The 22,334-nt window shown below is 35.1% G+C and carries 23 protein-coding genes; 11 read left to right on the top strand and 12 right to left on the bottom strand.

The genetic code is table 11. From position 1 onward, the window contains the following. On the bottom strand, nt 1-211 hold a 211-nt coding region (locus CRT24_RS08995; RefSeq protein ID WP_144034517.1), incomplete at its 3' end, for a DUF4372 domain-containing protein. A gap of 82 nt (nt 212-293) precedes the next feature. Next, nucleotides 294-605 carry a DUF2711 family protein gene (locus CRT24_RS08990; protein ID WP_099370912.1) on the bottom strand — a complete coding sequence of 104 codons (312 nt, stop codon included), beginning with the start codon at nt 603-605 and terminating at the stop codon, nt 294-296. A gap of 175 nt (nt 606-780) precedes the next feature. Between CRT24_RS08990 and CRT24_RS08985 the strand changes: the two genes are divergently transcribed. Together CRT24_RS08985 and CRT24_RS08980 are read left to right on the top strand one after the other, a co-directional pair. Further along, nucleotides 781-1,548, top strand: a complete 768-nt coding sequence (locus CRT24_RS08985; protein WP_099370911.1) for a methyltransferase domain-containing protein — start codon at nt 781-783, stop codon at nt 1,546-1,548. Between the two features lie 113 nt (nt 1,549-1,661). Then, nucleotides 1,662-2,342, top strand: coding sequence for a hypothetical protein (locus CRT24_RS08980; protein ID WP_099370910.1), 681 nt, complete (start codon nt 1,662-1,664; stop codon nt 2,340-2,342). Between the two features lie 563 nt (nt 2,343-2,905). Here the strand turns inward: CRT24_RS08980 and CRT24_RS08970 are convergent. The 6 genes from CRT24_RS08970 to CRT24_RS08945 are packed head-to-tail and all read right to left on the bottom strand — an operon-like array spanning nt 2,906 to nt 9,221. Next, nucleotides 2,906-4,138, bottom strand: a complete 1,233-nt coding sequence (locus CRT24_RS08970) for a sulfate adenylyltransferase subunit 1 (protein ID WP_099370908.1) — start codon at nt 4,136-4,138, stop codon at nt 2,906-2,908. Between the two features lie 20 nt (nt 4,139-4,158). Further along, nucleotides 4,159-5,049 (bottom strand): sulfate adenylyltransferase subunit CysD, encoded by an 891-nt coding sequence (cysD, locus tag CRT24_RS08965; protein WP_099370907.1) that lies wholly within the window; start codon nt 5,047-5,049, stop codon nt 4,159-4,161. An 11-nt stretch (nt 5,050-5,060) separates the two neighbouring features. After that, on the bottom strand, nt 5,061-5,765 hold the full coding sequence (locus tag CRT24_RS08960; RefSeq protein WP_180269099.1) for a phosphoadenylyl-sulfate reductase: 705 nt from the start codon (nt 5,763-5,765) through the stop codon (nt 5,061-5,063). Next, on the bottom strand, nt 5,743-6,336 hold the full coding sequence (locus CRT24_RS08955; protein WP_099370906.1) for a bifunctional precorrin-2 dehydrogenase/sirohydrochlorin ferrochelatase: 594 nt from the start codon (nt 6,334-6,336) through the stop codon (nt 5,743-5,745). Before CRT24_RS08955 ends, CRT24_RS08960 begins: the two co-directional genes overlap by 23 nt. After that, nucleotides 6,336-7,103: a uroporphyrinogen-III C-methyltransferase gene (gene cobA, locus CRT24_RS08950; RefSeq protein ID WP_099370905.1), complete on the bottom strand. Its 768-nt coding sequence runs from the start codon at nt 7,101-7,103 to the stop codon at nt 6,336-6,338. The genes CRT24_RS08955 and cobA overlap by 1 nt, the downstream gene beginning before the upstream one ends. Nucleotides 7,104-7,115: 12 nt before the next feature. Next, nucleotides 7,116-9,221: a HEPN domain-containing protein gene (locus tag CRT24_RS08945; protein ID WP_099370904.1), complete on the bottom strand. Its 2,106-nt coding sequence runs from the start codon at nt 9,219-9,221 to the stop codon at nt 7,116-7,118. Nucleotides 9,222-9,367: 146 nt separating this feature from the next. On the opposite strand from CRT24_RS08945, the gene CRT24_RS08940 reads away from it, so the two are divergent. The 4 genes from CRT24_RS08940 to CRT24_RS08925 are packed head-to-tail and all read left to right on the top strand — an operon-like array spanning nt 9,368 to nt 12,861. After that, nucleotides 9,368-10,366, top strand: a complete 999-nt coding sequence (locus tag CRT24_RS08940; RefSeq protein ID WP_099370903.1) for a PstS family phosphate ABC transporter substrate-binding protein — start codon at nt 9,368-9,370, stop codon at nt 10,364-10,366. Continuing rightward, on the top strand, nt 10,356-11,246 hold the full coding sequence (gene pstC, locus CRT24_RS08935; protein WP_099370902.1) for a phosphate ABC transporter permease subunit PstC: 891 nt from the start codon (nt 10,356-10,358) through the stop codon (nt 11,244-11,246). Before CRT24_RS08940 ends, pstC begins: the two co-directional genes overlap by 11 nt. After that, nucleotides 11,243-12,097 carry a PstA family ABC transporter permease gene (locus CRT24_RS08930; RefSeq protein WP_099370901.1) on the top strand — a complete coding sequence of 285 codons (855 nt, stop codon included), beginning with the start codon at nt 11,243-11,245 and terminating at the stop codon, nt 12,095-12,097. The genes pstC and CRT24_RS08930 overlap by 4 nt, the downstream gene beginning before the upstream one ends. Beyond that, nucleotides 12,052-12,861, top strand: a complete 810-nt coding sequence (locus CRT24_RS08925; RefSeq protein WP_099370900.1) for a phosphate ABC transporter ATP-binding protein — start codon at nt 12,052-12,054, stop codon at nt 12,859-12,861. Before CRT24_RS08930 ends, CRT24_RS08925 begins: the two co-directional genes overlap by 46 nt. Before the next feature lie 62 nt (nt 12,862-12,923). Here the strand turns inward: CRT24_RS08925 and CRT24_RS08920 are convergent, their stop codons facing one another. Continuing rightward, entirely contained in the window at nt 12,924-14,420 is a 1,497-nt protein-coding gene (locus tag CRT24_RS08920; protein ID WP_099370899.1) for a dicarboxylate/amino acid:cation symporter, read from the bottom strand. A 251-nt stretch (nt 14,421-14,671) separates the two neighbouring features. Beyond that, nucleotides 14,672-15,022, bottom strand: coding sequence for a 4Fe-4S dicluster domain-containing protein (locus tag CRT24_RS08915; protein WP_099370898.1), 351 nt, complete (start codon nt 15,020-15,022; stop codon nt 14,672-14,674). A 109-nt stretch (nt 15,023-15,131) separates the two neighbouring features. On the opposite strand from CRT24_RS08915, the gene CRT24_RS08910 reads away from it, so the two are divergent. The 5 genes from CRT24_RS08910 (at nt 15,132) to dnaJ (ending at nt 18,966) form a co-directional block, all read left to right on the top strand. After that, nucleotides 15,132-16,199 (top strand): acyl-CoA reductase, encoded by a 1,068-nt coding sequence (locus CRT24_RS08910; RefSeq protein ID WP_257214005.1) that lies wholly within the window; start codon nt 15,132-15,134, stop codon nt 16,197-16,199. A 60-nt stretch (nt 16,200-16,259) separates the two neighbouring features. Continuing rightward, on the top strand, nt 16,260-16,463 hold the full coding sequence (locus tag CRT24_RS08905; RefSeq protein ID WP_099370897.1) for a fructose-6-phosphate aldolase: 204 nt from the start codon (nt 16,260-16,262) through the stop codon (nt 16,461-16,463). A gap of 5 nt (nt 16,464-16,468) precedes the next feature. Continuing rightward, nucleotides 16,469-17,152 carry a cell division ATP-binding protein FtsE gene (locus tag CRT24_RS08900; RefSeq protein ID WP_099370896.1) on the top strand — a complete coding sequence of 228 codons (684 nt, stop codon included), beginning with the start codon at nt 16,469-16,471 and terminating at the stop codon, nt 17,150-17,152. 134 nt (nt 17,153-17,286) lie between these two features. Next, nucleotides 17,287-17,808: a nucleotide exchange factor GrpE gene (locus tag CRT24_RS08895; RefSeq protein WP_099370895.1), complete on the top strand. Its 522-nt coding sequence runs from the start codon at nt 17,287-17,289 to the stop codon at nt 17,806-17,808. Nucleotides 17,809-17,817: 9 nt separating this feature from the next. Further along, on the top strand, nt 17,818-18,966 hold the full coding sequence (gene dnaJ / locus CRT24_RS08890) for a molecular chaperone DnaJ (protein ID WP_099370894.1): 1,149 nt from the start codon (nt 17,818-17,820) through the stop codon (nt 18,964-18,966). Nucleotides 18,967-19,266: 300 nt separating this feature from the next. Here the strand turns inward: dnaJ and kdsA are convergent, their stop codons facing one another. Beyond that, nucleotides 19,267-20,082 (bottom strand): 3-deoxy-8-phosphooctulonate synthase, encoded by an 816-nt coding sequence (gene kdsA / locus CRT24_RS08885; RefSeq protein WP_099370893.1) that lies wholly within the window; start codon nt 20,080-20,082, stop codon nt 19,267-19,269. 5 nt (nt 20,083-20,087) lie between these two features. After that, a complete protein-coding gene (gene recQ / locus CRT24_RS08880; RefSeq protein ID WP_099370892.1) occupies nt 20,088-22,277 on the bottom strand; it encodes a DNA helicase RecQ in 2,190 nt (729 codons plus the stop codon). Nucleotides 22,278-22,334 lie beyond the last annotated feature (57 nt).

Below are 22,334 nucleotides of genomic sequence, written 5' to 3'. Positions count from 1 at the left end.
GGTTCATGTTGCCAGTAGTGCTGCGGAGTCCATTAGAAATGTCACGAACCGAATCTGCCGAAGAGAGATGGCAGAATAGCATGCTCACAAAATGCGTCCAACTGTTGATGCCCTTGTGATGTTTGTCAGATTGATGTTCGTGAACCAATTTTTTGAAAATGTTCCGATCTACGAGTCCCAAAATCTGAGAGAATACGTTTATATTTACCATGGCGATGGATCAATTTTGGCGAATTAAATATAGCATTCCCTGCTGTATAAATCCACCGCCATTTTTTCCCTCGTTTAGGACGCTACTGTCCCAAAATAGAGGTTCTTAGCGCTATGTCAATCTCATTGATATTTTTTAAACTGGAAATTTCAACAATATTCTTCCACGTAACAGGATTTGGATTTTTCAGTAAATGCTGTTTCCATGTTTCATTTAAGTCTTCTTCCCAAAAATTTTCGAGCGTGTAATTTGAAGAATCTAAAATTTGTGCAAATGGATTTAATGAAACAAATACTGTATCAAATATTCCTTCATAATATTTTAGGATTGGAATATCCGCTGGTGGGCCTATAGTATGTCGGTCCATTGAAGGTAATTTCCTGTTTTCTTTCATACATCTTTAAAATATTGTAAACAGCTGAAATCTATTTTTTTGACTAATCTAATATAATCAATAATAGATTAACAGGAACGAATCAAAAAGAAATATTAGTTAATAACTATTGAAATTTTTTGGTTTGTTTATATATTGAATTTCAAATAAAATTCGTTTATTAAGTAAAAAAATTATGCCTTGGAATCCAGAAATATACAATCGTTATAAAGATATTCGTTTTAAGCCTTTTTATGACCTTCTATCCTTAATTGAGGAGGTTCCAGATATGAAGGGGATAGATTTGGGATGTGGAACCGGTGAACAAACGGCTACCATAACCCATCGATTTAAGAGTGCTAGTATTTTAGGAATTGATTCTTCTGATGAAATGTTGGAAAAATCAAAGGAATATGAAAACAACAGGTTAAAATTCCAGCTTCAAAGCATAGAAGATGCTGTTCATTCGGATACTAAATGGGATTTGGTTTTCAGTAATGCGGCATTGCAATGGTTGGACAATCATCAGGAATTATTTCCTAAGGTGATTAATCTGTTAAATCCCGATGGTCAACTGGCTATTCAAATGCCTGTACAAACTGACAATGTGTTAAATCAACTGCTTCTTGAATTGGTACAGGAAGAACGATACGCAAAGTTATTTAATAATTTTGTTCGTGAATCTCCTGTTTTGTCTATGGATGAATATGCACAAATACTATTTGAAAATGATATTGAAGAAATAGACATCATGCAAAAAGTATATCCAATAATTGGGGAGAACGCCGACCAATTATTGGAGTTTATTTCGGGATCAGCACTTATTCCTTATCTAGAATTATTGGAAGGGGAGGAGAAGACAAATTTTGTGACAGCCTATAAAGAAAAGATTGAAAATCACTTCCATAAATATCCGGCAATTTATGCTTTCAAAAGACTATTAATATATGGAAGAAAGGGTTGAGGCAAATAAATTGAAATAGGGTATTATATCAACAATTATGTCGTTGTTAATAATAAAATTTCAAAAAATGAAATAATCATATTATCTTGAGTTGAATTTATAATTCAAGCCCTATGAAAAATTTATTGTCAATAATTACATTTTGTTTTTTGACAAGTATTGTTTTTGGTCAGGAACATTTAAACAAGACTACAAGAATCTATGGCGTTGTTATTGATTCTGAAAGTTATTTGCCAATCAAAGATGTCAAAATATCTTACAATAATAAAGTGCTAACCTCCACAAACAAGGATGGTTTTTTCGAGAGTGATATCAATTTTAATTCATCTTCGAAAGATGGTTTAAAAGTGATGTTTAGTAAGCCTGGATTCAACAATATCAATTCAATGGAAAAATGGGAGCCATCCTTGTACAAAAATGGTGTTAATTATTTGGTTGGATTGAAATCAGGCAATAACAAAGGGTTTACAGATGTTTCTCCAGGTGATTTATCTTATGATCAAACCCTTGATAAACTTGAAGATATAAAAAAGAAAAAGCATTTTAAAGATAGATTGGCTCAAATTCGTCTGAATAATGAAAATTCATTTTTTGAAATTGATGAGCATTATTATATTTTGAGCAACACGAGTTGGCTTGAAGTCGGTAGTCCTGAGGATTCTATTCGCATAAATGATAAGAAAACAATTGTAGCGAGTGAGCTAAATTCTGTAATTAATCGCAGCCAAATTGTAGCGATGACTCCAGATGAATTCGAAGTTGGTGTTTACCGCCTTACTACGAAAAAACAGTAATCAGCAAGTATTAATTTTCATTCATACCTATAGCTTTCAATAAAATGAAAGCTTTTTGATTTTTGCGGATTTATATTCATAAAAATTAATAAATTTACCCCTAAATTATTATTAGTCAATAAATCGGAATTAGCTGCAGCAAATAATGAATGGAAATAAACTCAATGATTTATCAATTGACAAGCTCTATAAAGCAAAAAAGAAAAATAAGAGACTTCTGAATTTGCATTTATTTTTATTCGGTTTTTTTTCGATGATAAGTCTATATGTATATTTAGTAGATGAATTCAAAATCTATTTATTATTTCCTTTGATATTCCTGATTATAACATTGACATATTGGAAGAATATTAATAGTATCAATACAGAAATTAGGTTTAGACGTAACAAGGAGTAAATTTACTCATATTTAATAGTATCTAAGCATGAATTAGAAACAAGCTATTTGTCAAATAATTTATATTATGTTAAATAGATGTTTTTAAATACTCACCTCTTTATACAGAAAAAGCTTCATTATATTATAGTGAAGCTTTTTCATTTTTTGTTTACTTGTTTGTTTATTATAAAATAGCTGCTGCTACAGTTATGTTTGTCCTAGGATCTATAATAATAGCTCTAGAGTTTTCTAAGAATTCATTTTGTTTATCAAAGATGATTTCATCTGCAGATTTAATAACCACACGGCCAATATCATTTAGTCCGATTGATTGATTGTATAATTGTTCTTGATTATGAATATCATATTTGAATAATATTTCTGGGATTTTAATTTTGCTGACTTTAGAGTGCGTTTGTAATAGATATATTTGGCTCGTGTCCAATTCCTTATTTTCAAACCATGATATGTTGGCTTCAAAAGATTTTTCAGTTCTTGCTGGATGGTTAGCGCTTATAATATAATCACCTCTTGAAATATCTATTTCATCCTGTAAATGTACAATAACGGAAGATCCGTTTTGAGCTTCTTGCAATTGTTCTCCGTTTAATTCGATGGACTTTATCCTTGTTCTAGAGCCATTAGGAAGTACCAACACCTCTTCTCCTACTGTTAGCCCCTCTCCTAACACTCGACCGGCATACCCTCTATAATCGTGTAAATCAGCACTTTGAGGTCTAACCACCCATTGAACTGGAAATCTCCAACCTTGATTTTTAGCCTCTACAAATTCAATTTCTTCCAAATAATTCAATAATGATGCTCCATGGTACCAAGGCATTCTTTGGGATTTATTGACAATATTATCGCCTTTTAGGGCTGAAACTGGAATAAAATCAACATCTTCTAATCCTAAACGGTTTGCCAGCGCTAAATAATCGGTTTTAATGTTTTCAAATACTGCCAATTCATAATCGACCATATCCATTTTATTCACACAAACCAATACTTTTTTCAGGCCCAATAATTTGGCTATAAATGAGTGTCTTTTAGTTTGTTCTATAACACCTTTTCTAGCATCAATTAAGATAATAATTAAGTCAGAATTTGATGCACCTGTCACCATATTTCTGGTATACTGAATATGACCTGGGGCATCTGCTATTATAAAGTTTCTTTTGTCGGTCTGGAAATATTTATAGGCTACATCGATTGTAATTCCTTGTTCCCTTTCCGCTTTTAGACCGTCCGTTAGAATTGCCAGATCAATAGTTCCATCATCATTTTTTCGATTTGCTTTTTGGATAGCTTCTAATTGATCATCTAAGATTGAATTGGTATCGTATAAGAGCCTACCAATCAAAGTACTTTTTCCATCATCTACCGATCCTGCAGTTAAGAATTTCAATATATTCATTTTCTTAATTTTAATAGTCTTTAAAAATACCCTTGTTTTTTACGATCCTCCATGGCAGCTTCTGATACTTTATCATCAAGTCTTGCACCTCTTTCACTGACTGTTGAAGCTTTTATTTCATCGATGATATTATCCAGCTCCACAGCTATTGAATCGACAGCAGCAGTACAGGTCATATCCCCTACAGTCCTAAATCTCACTGATTTATGTTCTACTATATCAGCATCGTCGATTTGCAGAACTGGATCAGCTGCCATCCACTGACCATTTCTAAAGACTACATCTCTTTTATGAGAGAAATAGATAGAAGGCAGGGCAATTTTCTCTCTTTTTATATAATTCCAAACGTCTAGCTCAGTCCAGTTAGAAATTGGGAAAACACGCACATTTTCACCTTTTTGGATCTTCCCATTAAAAATATTCCATAACTCAGGTCTTTGTCTTTTTGGGTCCCATTGTCCAAAGTCATCTCTTACAGAGAAAATTCTTTCTTTTGCACGAGCCTTTTCTTCATCTCTCCGAGCTCCACCAATACAGGCATCGAAACCATTTTTTTCGATCGTTTCTAAAAGAGTTACTGTTTGCAATGCATTTCTGCTTGCATTCTTTCCTTTTTGCTCAACAACTTTTCCGGAGTCGATACTGTCTTGAACATATCCAACAATTAGTTTTTCACCAATTTCATTGATGAGCCAATCTCGGAATTGAATTGTTTCTGGAAAATTATGACCAGTATCAATATGTACAAGAGGAAAAGGAAATTTTCCTGGTCTAAAAGCTTTTTTTGCTAAATGCACCAATGTGATTGAATCTTTTCCACCTGAAAACAGAAGTGCTGGATTTTCGAATTGTCCGGCCACTTCTCTCAATATATATATAGCTTCCGCTTCTAAATGATCTAAGTAATCCATTTTTTAAAATATTATTTATGTGTCACATGTAACCCACACTCCTTTTTAGATTGGTCTTCCCACCACCATCTACCAGCGCGAAAATCCTCACCATCTTGCACTGCTCTTGTACAAGGTTGGCAACCAATGCTTATAAAACCCTTATCATGTAATGGATTATAAGGTACATAATTGGTCTTTAGGTAACTTTCTACCTCTTTCAAAGTCCAATTATAGAGTGGATGGATTTTAATAATTTGATTAACCTCATCCCATTCCACGTTCTCCATTTGGTCCCTATTCTGCGATTGTTCAGCACGTATGCCCGTAATCCAAACTTTGAAGCCTGCGATTGCCCGTTTCAAAGGTTCTATTTTTCTAATTTGACAGCATTCTTTTCTGTCTTCAACAGAATTATAAAAACTGGAAGGTCCTTTTTCTTCCAATAATCTTTCTACAGATTGAGAATTTGGATAGTAAGCTTTGATTTTTAACTTATATAAGTCTAAAGTTCTGTTCCACACGTAATATGTTTCTGGAAATAATCTGCCAGTATCCAAAGTAAAGATGGATACTTTAGATTTTTGTTCCGCTATCATATGAGTGATAACCTGATCTTCAATTCCAAATGAAGTTGAAAAAACAGCGTCTTGTCCAAAATGCTCATCAATATATTGTATTATTGATCGAGCATCCGCTCCTTTTAATTCTGATTTAATTTGCTCGATCATATTCATTTTTGATTACTAATTGTTCCGTATGCGCATTTAACACCTCTATTTTTTGTTTTAGATCCCCTTGAATTTGATTTCTCAGATCCGACATCAGGTTCAAAGTTTCTTCTATCTCTTCGGGCAATAATTCATTTAAGAATTCTTTAAGTCTTTTAGCGATTGTGGGAGATTTACCATTGGTAGAAATCCCTATTTTCAAATTACCTTTTCGAACAACAGATCCGAGATAAAAATCACATAATGATGGCTTGTCAGCAACATTCAAAAGGATATGATGTTTTGTACATAATTCTCTAACTTGATTATTCAATTTCGGATTATTTGTTGCTAGTATAACTAGTTGTTTTTCAAACAAATCAACTGGACTAAATGAACGATTAGATAATTCAATTAACGGTTTATCAGCAATGAATTCATAAAATTCCGTTGAAACTTTTTCGGCTACGACTTTAACTCTTGCATCGGGAGAATTGGATATTATAGCTTGAATTTTTTCCAATCCAACGGGTCCTGCTCCGACAAGCAAAGTTTGGACTTGATCAAGTTTAATATATATTGGAAAAAGAGTATTCATTAAAATTCTAATACTTGTATTTCTTCTTTAATCTGTTCAAACTCGAGATGTTTTGCAACTACCTCTCCCAATACTATGATTGCCGGCACCCCAATTGCTGAGGCTTGAGCTTTTTCCAGGATATTTTCTACTCTGCCCAGAACAATTTTCTCATTTGGAAGAGAACCGTTTTGTATTAATGCAATTGGGAGTTCTCCTTTCCCATTATCAGTATACAAATCAATGATTTCCTTTAACTTAGCATATCCCATCAAAACAACCACTGTAGCATTAGTGTTTACAGCTTTGTATAAATCTTCTGATAAAAATCCTGCTTTCGTTGCGCCAGTTATTACCCAAAAAGATTCAGAAATTCCTCTATAAGTCAATGGAATTTGTTGCAGTCCGGTTAGGCTTATTGATGAAGAAAGTCCGGGCACAACGGCTGTAGGAATATTGAATTGTCTAACGTAATCAATTTCTTCACCACCTCGGCCAAATACAAATGGATCACCGCCTTTAAGCCTTACGACATGTCCATGTGTCAATGCATAATCAACTAGTAATTGGTTGATCTGTTCCTGTGAAGTAGATAATTGTTCAGCTCTTTTGCCTACATATATTTTCGTACAATTCTCATCTGCTAATTCTAGCAATTCTTCATTTACTAGTGCATCATATAATATTACGTCAGCATTTTGAATGGCTTTTATCCCTTTTAATGTAATAAGTTCAGGATCCCCTGGACCTGCACCTACTAAAGTTACAAATGGTTTAATTTCCTTCATTTCTCTCCTCTCTTATTGGTTAACTAATCGCCATTCTTCCCTGCGCGCTTTTGCTTCAAGACAAAAAGCTCTTGCTTGTAAAATGTAGGTTTTTGCAAATTCTTCAGATGGCTCAAATTTATTTATTTGAAACACACGGTCTGTAAAAGAAGATGAAAATTGAAAATAATCTTCATTTACATAATGTACATCAAACTCTTGTATTACAGCAGATTGTGTGGAAGCATTTATCCCTTTGTCTAACAACAATGCTTTTGCTGTCCAAACAAATGCACTATAAGCATGATAAATAGCATCTGCATATTGATTTTTCTCTAATGCTACCTCAGCGAGATCAATTTTTTCTTCAGCTTCCAACAACAAGGTTGCCACTAAATCAATTACTACACCCGCACATTCACCCACACCGATTGCAGTTTCAAAAGTTTCTTCATGTCCCCAATCGATGTGTTCATCTGCAGTCAGATTAGTCAGGTCTGCCAAAGGTTTTAAAAGTTTATAAAAATAGTCCTTTCCTTGTTGTTCGTAATATGCTAGGAACTTCTGATCTACTAGTTTATTTTGCTTAAAATCAGTAAGTATAAAGTCAACTACTTGAAGAACTCTTTTAGTAGGGACTTTGATTACACGTTCTGCCACTTTTCCTTTACCATCACCTAATGTTCCTCCACCGATCATCACTTGAGCGGCAGGAACTACATTTCCATTTACTTTTACAGAACTACCATGAAAACCGATATGAGCCAAACCGTGTTGACCACATGAATTCATACAGCCTGAAATTTTAATTTTCAGTTCTTTTTCTGTGATAAAATCTTGGTGAAATTCATGGATATAATTTTCTAGGACACGGGCCATTTCAGTTGAATTGGAAATTCCTAGATTACAAGTGTCAGTTCCTGGGCAAGTTGTTATGTCGGCTGTACTATTATAACCTGGTTTCGCAAAGCCTAAGCTTAATAATAAATTATAGATAGCAGGTAATGATTCCTTTCTAGCATACTTAAACAGAAGATTTTGATCTTGAGTTATACGAATGTCATCAGCAATATGCTTTCTTAGGCCATCAACCAATTTACGAGCCTTTTGAGTTGAGATGTCTCCAGTTTGGATATTAGCATATACTCCAAAATATCCTTTTTGTTTTTGTTCGAACGTATTTGTAGCCTTCCAAAGTTCAAATCCAAGCAAATCCTCTGGAACTTCCTCTTGAATTAGATCTTTTGGTGCAACAGGTTGCTGTATTGATTCTCTATCAACAATTACTTTTTTGTTTTTAATGGCTATTTTTTCTTCTTCAATTAGGTTTAAGACCGTGTCTAAGCCTAATTTTTGAACTAAATATTTAAACCTAGCTTTATTTCTGTTATTTCTTTCTCCGTTTCTGTCGAATACACGCAAGGTTGCTTCTATATAAGGAATAAAATCATCCTCATGCAAGAAATCATAAACTTCGTGGGCCAATATTGGTTGAGCTCCTAGCCCACCACCAAGCATCACTTTAAACCCTCTGATTTCTTCTCCATTAACAACCTTTATCTTGGGGATGAAACCAAAGTCATGGATATAAGAGAATGCGGTATCCTTGTCACTGGATGAAAATGACATTTTGAATTTCCTGCCCATTTCGGCACATACGGGGTTTCTCAAGAAATATTCGAATGTTTTTTGTGCATATGGTGAAACATCGAATGGTTCATCAGGGTCAATTCCTGATGTTGGAGAAGCAGTAACATTTCGAACAGTATTCCCACAGGCTTCCCTTAATGTTATATCATCTTCAGCAAGTTTTGCCCATAATTCTGGAGTTTTGTCCAGACTAACATAATGAATTTGTATGTCTTGTCTTGTAGTTAAATGCAGATTTTTGCTAGCATATTCATCCGAGATATCGGCGATTTTTAGAATTTGTTTAAACGTAATTCTTCCAAAAGGCAATTTAATTCTCACCATTTGTACACCGGCCTGTCTCTGGCCATAAACTCCTCTCGCTAAACGCAAGGATCTGAATTTTTCTTCGGGTAATTCCCCTTGTTGAAAAGCTCTTATTTTCTTTTCTAGTTCGATTATTTCCTGTTCCACCACAGGATTTTCTAATTCTGTCCTAAAGCTCTGCATTCTCTCTTCTATTATTAAAAAGGCAAATAAACACCCCTTTGTTTAGGTTATCGTTAATGTTTCTTTGACAAATGTATAAAATAATTATAAAATAACTATACAAAGTCTACCAAATTACTATATATTTGTGTAATTAATCAAAAATAATGTTCAAAAAGGGTCTATATATTTATATTAAAACATTGTCATTCAGTATTTTATTGATTTTTGTAACATTTTCTTGTTCTCCAAAAATTGATCAGGGGTATGATAAGGAGAAAGGATTTATAGGCACTATTTCGATTTCAGGTGCTTTTGCACTTTACCCTATTGCAGTATTATGGAGCGAAGATTTCAAAAAAATACATCCGAATGTCCGCTTCAATATTTCTGCTGGAGGAGCAGGAAAAGGAATATCAGATGTATTATCGAATATGGTTGATATAGGTTTAGTTTCTAGGGATCTTCATCCTATTGAGCTTGAACGGGGAGCTTTTCCAATCATAGTTGCCAATGATGCTGTGATTGGCACCTTAAACAGTGCGCATCCAAACATCGATGAATTATTGAAGCGGGGCTTGAGCCAAAAAGAGTTGAAAGGTATATTTATAACGGGGAGTATCAAAAAATGGAGCGATATAGAACCGGGTTTTGTAAATAAGAATATAGAGGTTTACGTTCGATCTGATGCTGCTGGAGCTGCTGAAACATGGGCAAAATATTTAGGAGGTACACAGGAAGAACTGAAGGGCGTTGGCATTTTTGGGGATCCAGGACTCGCCCAAGCAATAAAAGATAACCCTTTAGCCATAGGATTCAACAATATCAATTATGTATTTGATTTGAAAACAAAGAAGACTACAGATAACATTGTTGCTTTACCTCTTGATGTCAATTCGGATCATAAAATTGATGAAAATGAGAGTTTTTACACAGAATTGGACAGTCTTACGAATGCTGTTGCCTTAGGTAAATATCCTTCACCGCCATCCAGAGAGTTGATGTTTGTCTTAAACAAAAATCAACAGTCCAAATTAATGGCGGAATTCGTTCGTTTTGTCATGTCGCCAAAACAGCAGGGTTATCTATTGGAGAATGGATTTGTTCCATTAGAAAAGGAATTAATAAATAAAGAAATCAATAAACTATCGGCGAGTGAATTATAGATTAATAAAAGACAAAATAATTAGAAATCTATCGGGGCTTTTATTGGGAATTAGTCTTGTTGTGATTTTGGCCATTGTCATAGGTTTGAGTATAAAATCTGAGCCATTAATCACTACAGAATCCATTTGGACCATCCTTGGGAGCAGTATTTGGTCACCAATGAAAGGCAATTTTGGTTTCTTACCTTTTATTATGGGTACGGTATGGGTCACATTGATATCTTTAATTATAGCCGTTCCCTTATGCTTGGCAGCATCTGTTTATTTAGTGGAATACGCTGGAAATAGATTGAGAAACTTTGTACTCCCATTGGTTAATATCCTTGCTGCCATTCCGCCTGTTTTATATGGGGTTTGGGGGGTATTATTTGTGGTTCCATTGATTGGAAATTATGTAGCTCCCATTTTTGGGATTAGCACGACAGGATATTCGGTTTTTTCTGGCGGAATTGTACTTGCTGTGATGATTTTTCCGATAATGGTGAGTATCATGGTGGAAGTATTACAGACCATTCCTAAGGAACTGCGATCTGTTTCTCTGTCATTAGGAGCTACTAAATTAGAGACAATTCAAAAAGTAATATTAAAGAAAGCTCGTCCAGGCATTATGGCAGCGATTGTATTGGCAGTTTCAAGAGCCTTTGGAGAAACTATAGCGGTTTTAATGGTTTGTGGGAATATCCCAAAGATACCCCAGTCGTTATTTGATGCAGGTTATCCTCTCCCAGCATTAATTGCCAATAATTTTGGAGAAATGATGTCTATCCCATTATATGATTCTGCATTGATGTTTGCGGCATTGTTGCTATTTGTGATCATTCTAGGCTTTAATTTAATTTCACGAGGCATTTTAAAGAAAATGGAGACCAAAAACATATGAGTAATATCCAAAGAAGGCTGAGAAAGGAGAAAATTGCCAAGGTCTTAATGCAAGCATCTGGAATAATTATTACAGGTTCTTTATTTTTTATTATAGGTACGATTCTTTATAAGGGTCTTCCCTATTTGAGTTTGGATATGATTACCAAAACACCCCAGGGTGGTTTTTATATTGGAAAGGAAGGCGGCATATTGAATGCTATTCTTGGTTCTCTATACTTGGCTGGGCTATCTACATTATTAGCAACGTTGATAGGAATTCCTATTTGTATTTATTTGAATGTTTATGCAAAGAAAGGGTCTAAAATCTCTAACTTTTCGAAGCTGATATTTGATGTATTGTTTGGTATTCCGTCTATTGTTTATGGCGCCATAGCCTTTAGTATTATGGTATGGCTTGGTGTCAGGGCATCTTTGATTGGCGGAGTTATTACTATTACTTTATTAACTATTCCAATTGTTGTTCGAACCATTGATGAACTGATTCAGACGATTCCAGGGGATTTGAACCATATTACAACTTCACTTGGCGCTACTCGCTGGGAATCTGCCAAAGTAATGCTAACCTACATCAAACCGGGGTTGTTTACTGCAATTCTGTTGGCTTTTGGAAGAGCTATCGGAGATGTTGCAGGTGTATTATTGACGACAGGTTTTAGTGATAACATTCCATTATATCTAGACGAGCCTACTGCGACTTTGCCTTTAGCTATATTTTTTCAATTAAGCAGTCCAATACCTGAGGTACAAGGCCGCGCCTATGCTTCAGCACTTATTTTAACAATCATCATTTTAGTTATCGTTATATGTACGCAATACCTAGCATCGAAACAGAAAAAGCATCGGGTATAATCCATCAGGTTAACCCACATATACAGATCAAGGATTTAAATGTTTATGTAGAAGATCAGCATATTCTAAAAAACATCAATCTTGAGATTCCCAATAATTGTATTACATCCATTATTGGACCATCTGGTTGTGGCAAAACAACTTTGCTGAAGACCTTAAACCGGCTATTGGATGATTCTACTGACGTTCAAGTCACAGGGTCAGTTTTAGTGAATGGTGAGGATATTTATGGTCCGAATGCTGAGGTAACCCATATACGCAAAAAAATGGGATTGCTCTCCCAAAAACCTTTTCCACTGCCTATGTCAATTTTTGACAACATTGCATATGGACCGAGGATACACGGGAACAGAGATAAGAAATCATTAAAAAATATTGTGGAGCAGCAGCTCAAAAATGTTGGTTTGTGGGAGGAAGTTAAAGATAGACTTGATAGTTCGGCGTCTAAACTTTCAATAGGTCAGCAGCAAAGGCTTTGTTTGGCTCGAGGTTTAGCTGTAGAACCGGAAATTATTCTTGGGGATGAATCTACCTCTGCACTAGATCCAATTTCTACACAAGTAATCGAGAATCTTCTAATTGATTTAAAACAAGATTATACAATCGTATTGGTAACTCATATCTTGCGTCAGGCTCGACGGGTATCGGATTATATCTTATTTCTTTACAATGGTGAAGTTGTAGAATTTGGAAAATCAGAACAAATATTGTTGAGTCCACAACATGATATTACTCGACAATATGTCAAAGGCTTTATTTCATAATCATTAATAGAAAAAGGAGCTGTTTTTATTTTTCAGCTCCTTTCCTATTATATTTTGATTATCTAACTTCTAGTTTCGCCTTCAGGCCCTTCTTCGATCACTTCAGCAATCTCTTCTAAACCATCTTCATCAGAATCTTTCCTGAACGGAGCTGCTTCATCAAATTCACCTTCCCATTTTGCAACCACGACAGTTGCCAAACAGTTACCAATCACATTCACTGATGTTCTTGCCATATCCATCAGCTCATCAATACCAAGAATAGCAGCGATAACAAAAACTGGGAGTCCAAACTGGTCAGCGGTTGCAATTAAAATAATCAATGAGGCTCTAGGTACAGCAGCTACCCCTTTTGAAGTAATCATAAGGGTGAATGCAATCATTAATTGTTGACCGAATGACAGATCAATTCCGGCTGCTTGCGCAACAAATATTGAGGCTAACGAAAGATATAAAGATGTTCCATCGAGATTAAAGCTGTATCCGGTAGGAATAACAAAAGATACGATTTTCCGCGGCACACCGAATTTTTCCATTGCGCTCATTGCTTTAGGCAATGCTGCATCAGAGCTTGTTGTTGCAAATGCTATAGATACCGGTTCTTTAATTGCATTTATAAATTGTTTTACAGGAACTTTTAAATACAGTGCCACCGGCAATAATACACCAGCCAAGAAGAATATCAATGCTAGATATAATGTTGCCAATAACATAAATAGATTTTTCAGGATATCAACGCCGAGGTGTCCGACGGTATATGCCATTGCTGCGCCGACACCAATTGGAGCAAATAACATCACCAGATTGGTGAACTTAAACATCGCTTCAGAGAGGGATTCTGTAAAATCCACAAAGGGTTTTCGTTTTTTCTCGTCCACCATTGCTAGTCCAATACCGAAGATAACAGCAAATACGACAATTTGAAGTACCTTGTTTTCATAGACTGATTTTACAATGTTTTCAGGGAAAGTATCTCTAAAGAATGCTGTGAAATTATATAACCAATGTGCACTTTCATCGATGTGTTCAAGGGCCAATTTATCAGTTTCAGAAACGGCTGAAGTTTTGGGTAATTCTTCATGCGGCATATGTTCAATATCAATACCTACTCCTGCTTGAGTTAGGTTAATCGCACCTAGTCCTATGAAAATGGCACAAGTTGTAGCACAAAAGAAATAGAGCATTGATTTCCAGGCCATTCGACCTACTTGTTTTAGGTCTGAATGTCCAGCAATACCGAAAACTAATGTTGAGAATAGGATTGGTCCAACGATTGTTTTGACTAATTTGATGAAACCTTGGCTTAAAGGTTGGAGCGCTTTGGCTACATCAGGAAAATCTAGACCAACAAAAATACCTAAAACCATACAGGTCAAGATCCAGGTTGTTAAGCCTTTACGAACGATTGCATTTAGAATTAAGACTGCAGCTGTTATCCAGCGAACAATCATCATTACAGATGGAGGAATTGCAACTAAGTCAAATTCATAAAGTAGAGTTAATATTGAGGCTATTGCTATTGTAATTAGCAAAATATATCCCGTGTTTTTCTTCGACATGCAGATTATTTAGGGTTATTTATTTCTTTTTTCACTTTTTATGACGAACAAAAATAAAAAAATAGAGCTGCAAACCAAATAAATTACTCTAATGTATCTTTTGTTTGACTCATTATGAAAAGAATTTTATTTCTTAAAATGTTGGGATTAAGAAAATTAATTCAAAAAAATGTTTTTTGAGTAAATTTCATGAAACAGCATAAAAAAAGCCACCTGAAAGATCAGGTGGCTATAAAAATATTTTTTATTATTTATTCAGCGTGTAACCAAGCTTTTTTAGCTAATAATTCGTCTTCAGATTCACGCACATCTTCATCTTCTACACAGCAGTCTACCGGGCAAACAGCTGCACATTGAGGTTCATCGTGAAAACCCACACATTCTGTACATTTATCAGAAACAATATAATATACTTCATTGGAGATCGCTTGTTGCGATTCATTTGCATCAAGAGTCACTCCTTCGCCAAAATCTATAACACCATCCAATGCGGTACCGTCAGAAAATTTCCAACTTACCCCTGCATCATAGATTGCATTATTTGGGCATTCTGGTTCACATGCCCCACAATTTATACACTCGTCAGTAATTTTAATTGCCATTTATGTCCTTACAATAAAATAATAAACTAATTTTGCACTTTCAAAGTTAGTACTAATGCTATACACTGTAAAATAAAAGTATACAAAATTAGTAGTTATTTACTTTGATATGGCAAATATACAGCAAAAAAACTACAGAATAATTCTAAATAGCAAGATTTTGACAAGAGAAACTAGAATATCAGCATTTGTAAAATTAGGAGAATACCTAAAATCTAAAGAACTCAGAGAGTCTCCATTTTTAGAAAACATAGTACATAGAAATGCCTGGTTTACAAGAGATAATGTATTGCAACAGATCAATGCCATTTCTTCAAATTTGACTGGCGATAAACTTGAGAATTGGTTAAGAGAGGTCCCTAATCATAATATTGATAAATCTGTAGGTCTAGTATTAGCAGGAAACCTGCCTTTGGTTGGGTTTCATGATATTATGACGGTTTTGTTAGCAGGTTTTAAGGCTCAAATCAAAGTTTCGTCGGATGATGCTGGTCTCACGAAGTTTATTTTAGACCATTTATTTGAAATTGAACCACTATTTAAAGAAAGGGTTCAATTTGTAGAGAAATTGGAGCATTATGATTTAGTCATAGCTACTGGCAGTAATAACTCTGCCAGATATTTTGAATATTATTTCGGGAAGAAACCAAATATAATCAGGAAAAACCGAAACTCAATCTCTGTTCTTTCTGGACATGAGACTGCTGAAGAATTAAAGGATTTGGGGCATGATATTTTTGACTATTTTGGTTTAGGATGTCGTTCCGTATCCAAAATATTTATTCCATTGGATTACAATATTCCAAACTTGTTGGATAATTTCGAATCTTTTCAAGGCATAAAAGACCATACAAAATATAACAATAACTATGATTTCAATAAATCTATTTATTTAATTAATAGGAATAAGCATTTTGACAATGGTTTTTTACTTTTAAAAGAAGATGAGAGCTTGGCCTCTCCCCTTGCTGTTGTACACTTTGAATATTATGATTCGATAGAAAAAGTAGAAGAATATATTAATTCTCATCGAGATGAGATTCAATGTGTGACTACGGAAATGGATTTAAACAAGGTTGATGTTCCTGTTTTTCCATTGGGATCGAGCCAACATCCTTCTTTAGATGATTATGCGGATAATATCAACACTTTATCATTTTTATTGAATAACCAATAATTAGCTTTTATTGCCGTTATATGAGTATGAATTCGTAAAAAATTATAATTTTGTTTGACTATGTATGTAATAAAAGTTAAAGGTGTTGCAAAAATCCCGGATTATGTTCAGTTGCGGGACGATTCATTTACACTTTTGGCATATTTCCGCGTGGATAGGCCAGACAAATCATTAGATAAAATCGGCTTGGGTGACAGAGCAGACTATATTATGGATATAGTTAAGGAGTTACCTTTCGGCCAAATTAAGAAAATCGACTTATAAATACCATGAGAGAAACGAATACAGTTATCAAACTTAAACATGTAGATATCTATCAACAAAAACATCTTGTACTTTCTGACGTGAACCTTGATATCGCACAAGGAGAGTTCCTATACTTAATAGGGCAATCGGGTTCAGGTAAGAGTAGTTTATTAAAAATCATTTATGGTGATTTATATATTGCTACAGGAGAAGGCATGATAGCTGGTTTTGATTTAAAGAAACTTCACGAGAATGATGTTCCATATCTAAGGCGCAAGCTTGGTATTGTCTTTCAAGATTTTCATTTATTGAATGACCGTACTGTTGAGAAGAACTTAGAATTTGCTTTAAAAGCTACTGGCTGGAGGGAAAAAGCTCAGATTGAGAATAGGATTATTGATGTTTTGGAAAAAGTAGGTCTTCGTTCAAAATTGAAGAAAATGCCTCATGAATTATCCGGTGGTGAGCAACAACGTGTTGTTATTGCTAGGGCCTTATTGAACAATCCTGAAATCATATTGGCGGATGAGCCGACAGGGAATTTGGATCCTGCTACTTCCGAGGAGATTGTTTTATTATTACGTGATATTGCTGCTTCAGGCACTGCTGTTTTGATGGCTACTCACGATTACCAAATTATTAGAAATATGCCTGCACGCATCCTCAAAACCGCTGATGGTGCGTTGCATGACAATGTCAGCATCTAATTCTGACAATAGCACATTCTATCCGACAATATTGCTAGTGTTTTACGCAAACACTGACAGCCTGTCGGATTTTTTTTGTTGGCAAAAAAATTGATGTTATCGAAGTTAAGGTTACACAAACAATATTATAGGAGATGATAAACGAGAACGAGAATATTCAAGACCCAGAAATGAACAATTCGGAGGAGAATGTAGAACAAGGCACTTCAGCGACAGATGAACTAACAAATAAACTAAATGAATCAAACGACAAATATGCTCGTTTGGTTGCTGAGTTTGACAACTATAAGAAAAGAACAGCAAAAGAAAAGATTGATTTAATGCAATCTGCTGGAAAAGATGTAATCCTAAAATTATTACCTGTTGTGGACGATTTCGACCGTTCCTTGAGTTTCATGAAAGATGTTCCAGAGGATGATCCTATGAAGCAAGGAATAGACTTGGTTTACCACAAATTGAAAAAAACAATGGAACAACTTGGAGTTAGGGAGATTGATGTTGTTGGACAACCATTCGATCCTGAATTCGAAGAAGCCATTACCTTAATACCTGCACCTACCCCAGATTTAAAAGACAAGGTTATTGATGTTATAGAAAAAGGATATACTTTAAATGACAGCGTAATCAGATTTGCAAAAGTAGTAGTAGGTCAATAAATATAAAAGATGTCAAAAAGAGATTATTATGATGTTCTTGGTGTTAGCAGAACTGCTGAAGTTACTGAGATCAAAACATCTTATCGTAAATTAGCTATAAAATATCACCCGGATAAGAATCCAGGCGACAAAGAGGCTGAGGACAAATTTAAAGAAGCTGCTGAAGCCTATGAGGTATTAAGCAATCCTGAGAAAAGAAGGCGTTATGATCAGTTTGGCCATGCGGGTAATTCTGCATCTGGCTACGGTGGTGGCGGCATGAACATGGATGATATCTTCAGTCAGTTTGGCGATATATTCGGTGGCGGCAATCCTTTTGAAAGTTTCTTTGGTGGTGCTGGTGGTTCACGCGGTGGCCGTAGAGTACAAAGGGGCACAAACCTTAGGATTAAGGTTAAGTTGACATTGGAGGAGATTGCTAAAGGAGTTGAGAAAAAAGTTAAAGTCAACAAACAGGTAAAATGTAATACTTGTGATGGTACAGGAGCAAAAGACAAAAACTCTTATCATACCTGTAATACTTGTGGCGGATCAGGATCTGTAAGGCGTGTGACCAATACCATATTAGGTCAAATGCAAACAACTAGTACTTGTCCAACATGTAATGGTGAAGGAGTTGAAATTACTGCGAAATGTACTTCATGTAAAGGTGAAGGATTAGTACGCGGAGAAGAAACAATTTCGATCAATATTCCGGCAGGTGTAAGTGAAGGCATGCAGCTTTCTATGAGTGGCAAAGGAAATGCTGCGCCTAGAGGCGGTATTCCTGGAGATTTAATCATCCTTGTTGAAGAAGTACCTCATGAAACTTTGAAACGCGATGGAATCAATGTTATTTATGATTTATATATAAATTTTGCTGACGCGGCATTGGGTACAAGTGTTGAAATTCCTACTATAGATGGCAAAGCAAAAATAAAAATCGAACCAGGTACTCAAGGTGGAAAAATTCTTCGCCTAAAAGGTAAAGGTCTTCCGGAGGTTAATTCATATCATAAGGGCGATCAATTAGTCTATGTGAATGTTTGGACACCAAAGACAGTTTCGAAAGAAGAAAAAGAACTGCTTGAAAAATTGAAAAATTCGGCAAACTTTAAACCCCAACCAGGGAAAAGTGAAAAATCATTCTTTGAAAGAATCAAAGAGTATTTTGAGTAGTGCTTAACTTAGACAGTAGACAATAGACATAAGACATTAGACTCTAGATAGTCTGAAACACTTTTTATGTTTAAGTATGAAATATATTTTGGAAGGAATCAGTAATCTGATTCCTTCCATTTTTTTTTATGAACAAAAAGGCATGGAATAATTCCATGCCTCTATTTTTTTGAGCTGAAGGAAGAAGCATTCAACTGATTACTTCTTCTTTATATTTACTACTAAGAAATAAAAATATATCAAACTATATACTGTCTTATGTCTTATGTCTAATGTCTATTGTCTAAAGATTAAAGACTACTATAAAACAGCTTGTCTAATTTTCATTAATTTTTCCAAGAGTCCATCCAAAAGATCAAGATGCAGCATATTTGCTCCATCGGATTTTGCATTTGCAGGATCGGGGTGAGTTTCAATAAATAGTCCGTCAGCACCTACAGCGATTGCAGCTTTAGCGATTGTTTCGATCAATTCTGGCTTCCCTCCTGTTACACCAGAGCTTTGGTTTGGCTGTTGTAAAGAGTGAGTACAGTCCATCACTGTTGGCACATTGAAGGATTTCATTACTGGAAAGCCTCTATAGTCTACAATTAGATCTTGGTATCCGAATGTATTTCCTCTATCAGTAAGTATTACTTTTTCATTACCAGCATCTTGAACTTTTTCGACTGCAAATTTCATTGATTCAGCAGAAAGGAACTGTCCTTTTTTAATATTCACGACTTTGCCAGTCTCCGCAGCAGCATTCAATAAATCAGTCTGTCTACATAGGAATGCTGGGATTTGCAGCACATCGACGTATGCAGCTGCCATTGCAGCTTCCTGACTTTCATGAATATCAGTTACTGTGGGAACTCCAAAGGTTTTTCCAATCTTTTCCAAAATCTTTAGTGCTTTTTCATCACCAATACCAGTAAAAGAATTTCCCTTAGATCGATTTGCTTTGCGGTAAGATCCTTTGAAAATATAAGGGATACTATATTTGTCAGTGATCGTGACAATTTTTTCAGCAATTCGCATTGCTATTTCCTCACCTTCTATAGCACATGGACCAGCCATTAAAAAGAATGAAGATGAGCTGCCATTTTTAATATTTGGCAAATATTTATTAATCATATTATTTAATTACCTAATTCCGACATAAATTTTATACGCATCAATTGGATATCTTCAAAGGAATAATCTTCCTCGCCTAATTCATCCAGAGCAGACTCTATTGAATCATTTTCAGCTGTTTTGAAATAATCATAAACTTCATCTTGACGATCTTGGTCTATCATTTCATCAACAAAATAGCCGATATTGAGTTTAGTTCCTGAATTTACGATTGATTCAACTTCTCTCAATAAATCCTCATAACTAATCCCTTTGGACGATGCAATGTCCTCAAGGCTTATCTTACGATCAATGTTTTGGATTATTGATACCTTAAGTGCTGATTTATTGGCTGTACTTTTAATTACTAAGTCCTGTGGTCTATCGATATCATTGTCTTCCACATACTTTTTGATCAACTCTACAAAAGGCGCCCCAAACTTCATTGCTTTTCCAGACCCTACACCTTGAATCTGTTTCAATTCATCAATTGTTACAGGATAATGGGTACACATTTCATCCAGAGAAGGATCTTGGAATATTACAAACGGAGGTAGTGATTTTTGTTTTGCGATCTTTTTTCTTAGATCCTTGAGCATCTTTAATAGCTCAGCATCCAGAGCTCCAGATTGACCTGAAGCTTCATCAGTAGATACAGTTTTGGTTACTTCCATTGGTTTATTTAAGATAAACTTTAATGGATAAGGGTTCACGATATACTTTTTGCCCCCTTCTGTTAATTGAAGTAAACCGTAGTGGTCTATATCTTTTTTGATAAAATCTGCTAGTTCAGCTTGACGGATTAAAGAATTCCAAAAATTTACGCCCTGTTCTTTACCTGAGCCAAACAGAGGATGAGTATCATGTTTATATTTTGATATGGGTTGATTGTTTTGCCCAATCAGAACATTAATTATATACTGGTCATCAAATTTATCACCTTGTTCTTTTATGAAATTGAGAACAGTCAATAACGGTTCTTCAGCATCAAAATATGTTTTTTGAGCCCTACAATTATCACACATTGAATTACAGCCTGTTTCATCAAACTTCTCTCCGAAATAATGAAGGATTTGTTTTCTACGACAAACCGCTGATTCAGAATAATCAATTACTTCTTTGAGGATTTGAGTACCGATTTCTTTTTCAGAAACTGGCTTATCTTTCATGAACTTGGTTAATTTTTCAACATCTTTTTCAGAATAAAAAGCCAAGCAGTAACCCTCTCCACCATCACGTCCAGCACGTCCAGTTTCCTGGTAGTACCCTTCCATAGATTTAGGAATATCGTGATGTATAACATATCTGACATCGGGTTTGTCTATCCCCATTCCAAATGCAATGGTTGCAACGATTACCTCAATATCTTCCATCAAGAATTTATCTTGCGTTTCGGCACGAGTTTTAGCATCCAACCCAGCATGATAGGGTAAGGCTTTTATTCCGTTGATATTTAATACTTCGGCTATTTCTTCCACCTTTTTACGGCTTAGACAATATACAATTCCTGCTTTTCCCGTATTGATTTTTATAAAGCGTACAATTTGCTTTATAACATCTTCTTTCGGTCGAACTTCGTAATATAAATTAGTTCTATTGAAAGATGACTTAAACAATGTGGCATCATTCATTTGCAGATTCTTACGAATGTCTGATTGGACCTTTGGTGTTGCAGTTGCTGTTAAGGCTATAATTGGGATATCTTCCCCAATTTCATTGATAACTTGTCTGATTTTTCGGTATTCGGGTCTGAAATCATGTCCCCATTCTGAAATACAATGAGCCTCATCCACAGCAACAAATGAAACTGTAATACTTCTGAGGAAGTTTACATTTTCTTCTTTTGCGAGTGATTCAGGAGCGACGTAGAGGAGTTTTGTTTTTCCATCTTGAACATCTTGTTTAACTCTTTGAATATTATTTTTTGTGAGGGAAGAATTTAAGAAATGTGCGATGCTGTCTCTACCACCAAAAGCACGAACTTGGTCGACCTGATTTTTCATTAAAGCTATTAATGGGGAAATTACAATTGCTGTTCCCTCGCTCATCAGTGCTGGCAACTGGTAACATATAGATTTTCCTCCACCTGTTGGCATAATGACAAAAGTGTCTTTCTTATTCAGGACATTTGTAATAATAGCCTCTTGATCGCCTTTAAAAGTATCGAACCCAAAAAAATCTTGAAGATTATCGAAAAGTGATTTTTCTATTTCCATTGACTATGCAAAATAAATAGATGTAATAACGGTATGAATAATACGTGTTAAATAATG

This window comes from Sphingobacterium sp. 1.A.5, assembly GCF_002734235.1.
GTDB lineage: Bacteria > Bacteroidota > Bacteroidia > Sphingobacteriales > Sphingobacteriaceae > Sphingobacterium > Sphingobacterium daejeonense.
This window is presented reverse-complemented; position numbering and strand designations above follow the sequence as displayed.

Excerpts from the sequence above, each read along its gene's own strand:
- CRT24_RS08990 (WP_099370912.1), bottom strand. The coding sequence starts at position 605 with ATGAAAGAAAACAGGAAATTACCTTCAATGGACCGACATACTATAGGC.
- CRT24_RS08985 (WP_099370911.1), top strand. The coding sequence starts at position 781 with ATGCCTTGGAATCCAGAAATATACAATCGTTATAAAGATATTCGTTTT.
- CRT24_RS08980 (WP_099370910.1), top strand. The coding sequence starts at position 1,662 with ATGAAAAATTTATTGTCAATAATTACATTTTGTTTTTTGACAAGTATT.
- CRT24_RS08970 (WP_099370908.1), bottom strand. The coding sequence starts at position 4,138 with ATGAATATATTGAAATTCTTAACTGCAGGATCGGTAGATGATGGAAAA.
- cysD (WP_099370907.1), bottom strand. The coding sequence starts at position 5,049 with ATGGATTACTTAGATCATTTAGAAGCGGAAGCTATATATATATTGAGA.
- CRT24_RS08960 (WP_180269099.1), bottom strand. The coding sequence starts at position 5,765 with ATGAATATGATCGAGCAAATTAAATCAGAATTAAAAGGAGCGGATGCT.
- CRT24_RS08955 (WP_099370906.1), bottom strand. The coding sequence starts at position 6,336 with ATGAATACTCTTTTTCCAATATATATTAAACTTGATCAAGTCCAAACT.
- cobA (WP_099370905.1), bottom strand. The coding sequence starts at position 7,103 with ATGAAGGAAATTAAACCATTTGTAACTTTAGTAGGTGCAGGTCCAGGG.
- CRT24_RS08945 (WP_099370904.1), bottom strand. The coding sequence starts at position 9,221 with ATGCAGAGCTTTAGGACAGAATTAGAAAATCCTGTGGTGGAACAGGAA.
- CRT24_RS08940 (WP_099370903.1), top strand. The coding sequence starts at position 9,368 with ATGTTCAAAAAGGGTCTATATATTTATATTAAAACATTGTCATTCAGT.
- CRT24_RS08930 (WP_099370901.1), top strand. The coding sequence starts at position 11,243 with ATGAGTAATATCCAAAGAAGGCTGAGAAAGGAGAAAATTGCCAAGGTC.
- CRT24_RS08925 (WP_099370900.1), top strand. The coding sequence starts at position 12,052 with ATGTACGCAATACCTAGCATCGAAACAGAAAAAGCATCGGGTATAATC.
- CRT24_RS08920 (WP_099370899.1), bottom strand. The coding sequence starts at position 14,420 with ATGTCGAAGAAAAACACGGGATATATTTTGCTAATTACAATAGCAATA.
- CRT24_RS08915 (WP_099370898.1), bottom strand. The coding sequence starts at position 15,022 with ATGGCAATTAAAATTACTGACGAGTGTATAAATTGTGGGGCATGTGAA.
- CRT24_RS08910 (WP_257214005.1), top strand. The coding sequence starts at position 15,132 with ATGGCAAATATACAGCAAAAAAACTACAGAATAATTCTAAATAGCAAG.
- CRT24_RS08905 (WP_099370897.1), top strand. The coding sequence starts at position 16,260 with ATGTATGTAATAAAAGTTAAAGGTGTTGCAAAAATCCCGGATTATGTT.
- CRT24_RS08900 (WP_099370896.1), top strand. The coding sequence starts at position 16,469 with ATGAGAGAAACGAATACAGTTATCAAACTTAAACATGTAGATATCTAT.
- CRT24_RS08895 (WP_099370895.1), top strand. The coding sequence starts at position 17,287 with ATGATAAACGAGAACGAGAATATTCAAGACCCAGAAATGAACAATTCG.
- dnaJ (WP_099370894.1), top strand. The coding sequence starts at position 17,818 with ATGTCAAAAAGAGATTATTATGATGTTCTTGGTGTTAGCAGAACTGCT.
- kdsA (WP_099370893.1), bottom strand. The coding sequence starts at position 20,082 with ATGATTAATAAATATTTGCCAAATATTAAAAATGGCAGCTCATCTTCA.
- recQ (WP_099370892.1), bottom strand. The coding sequence starts at position 22,277 with ATGGAAATAGAAAAATCACTTTTCGATAATCTTCAAGATTTTTTTGGG.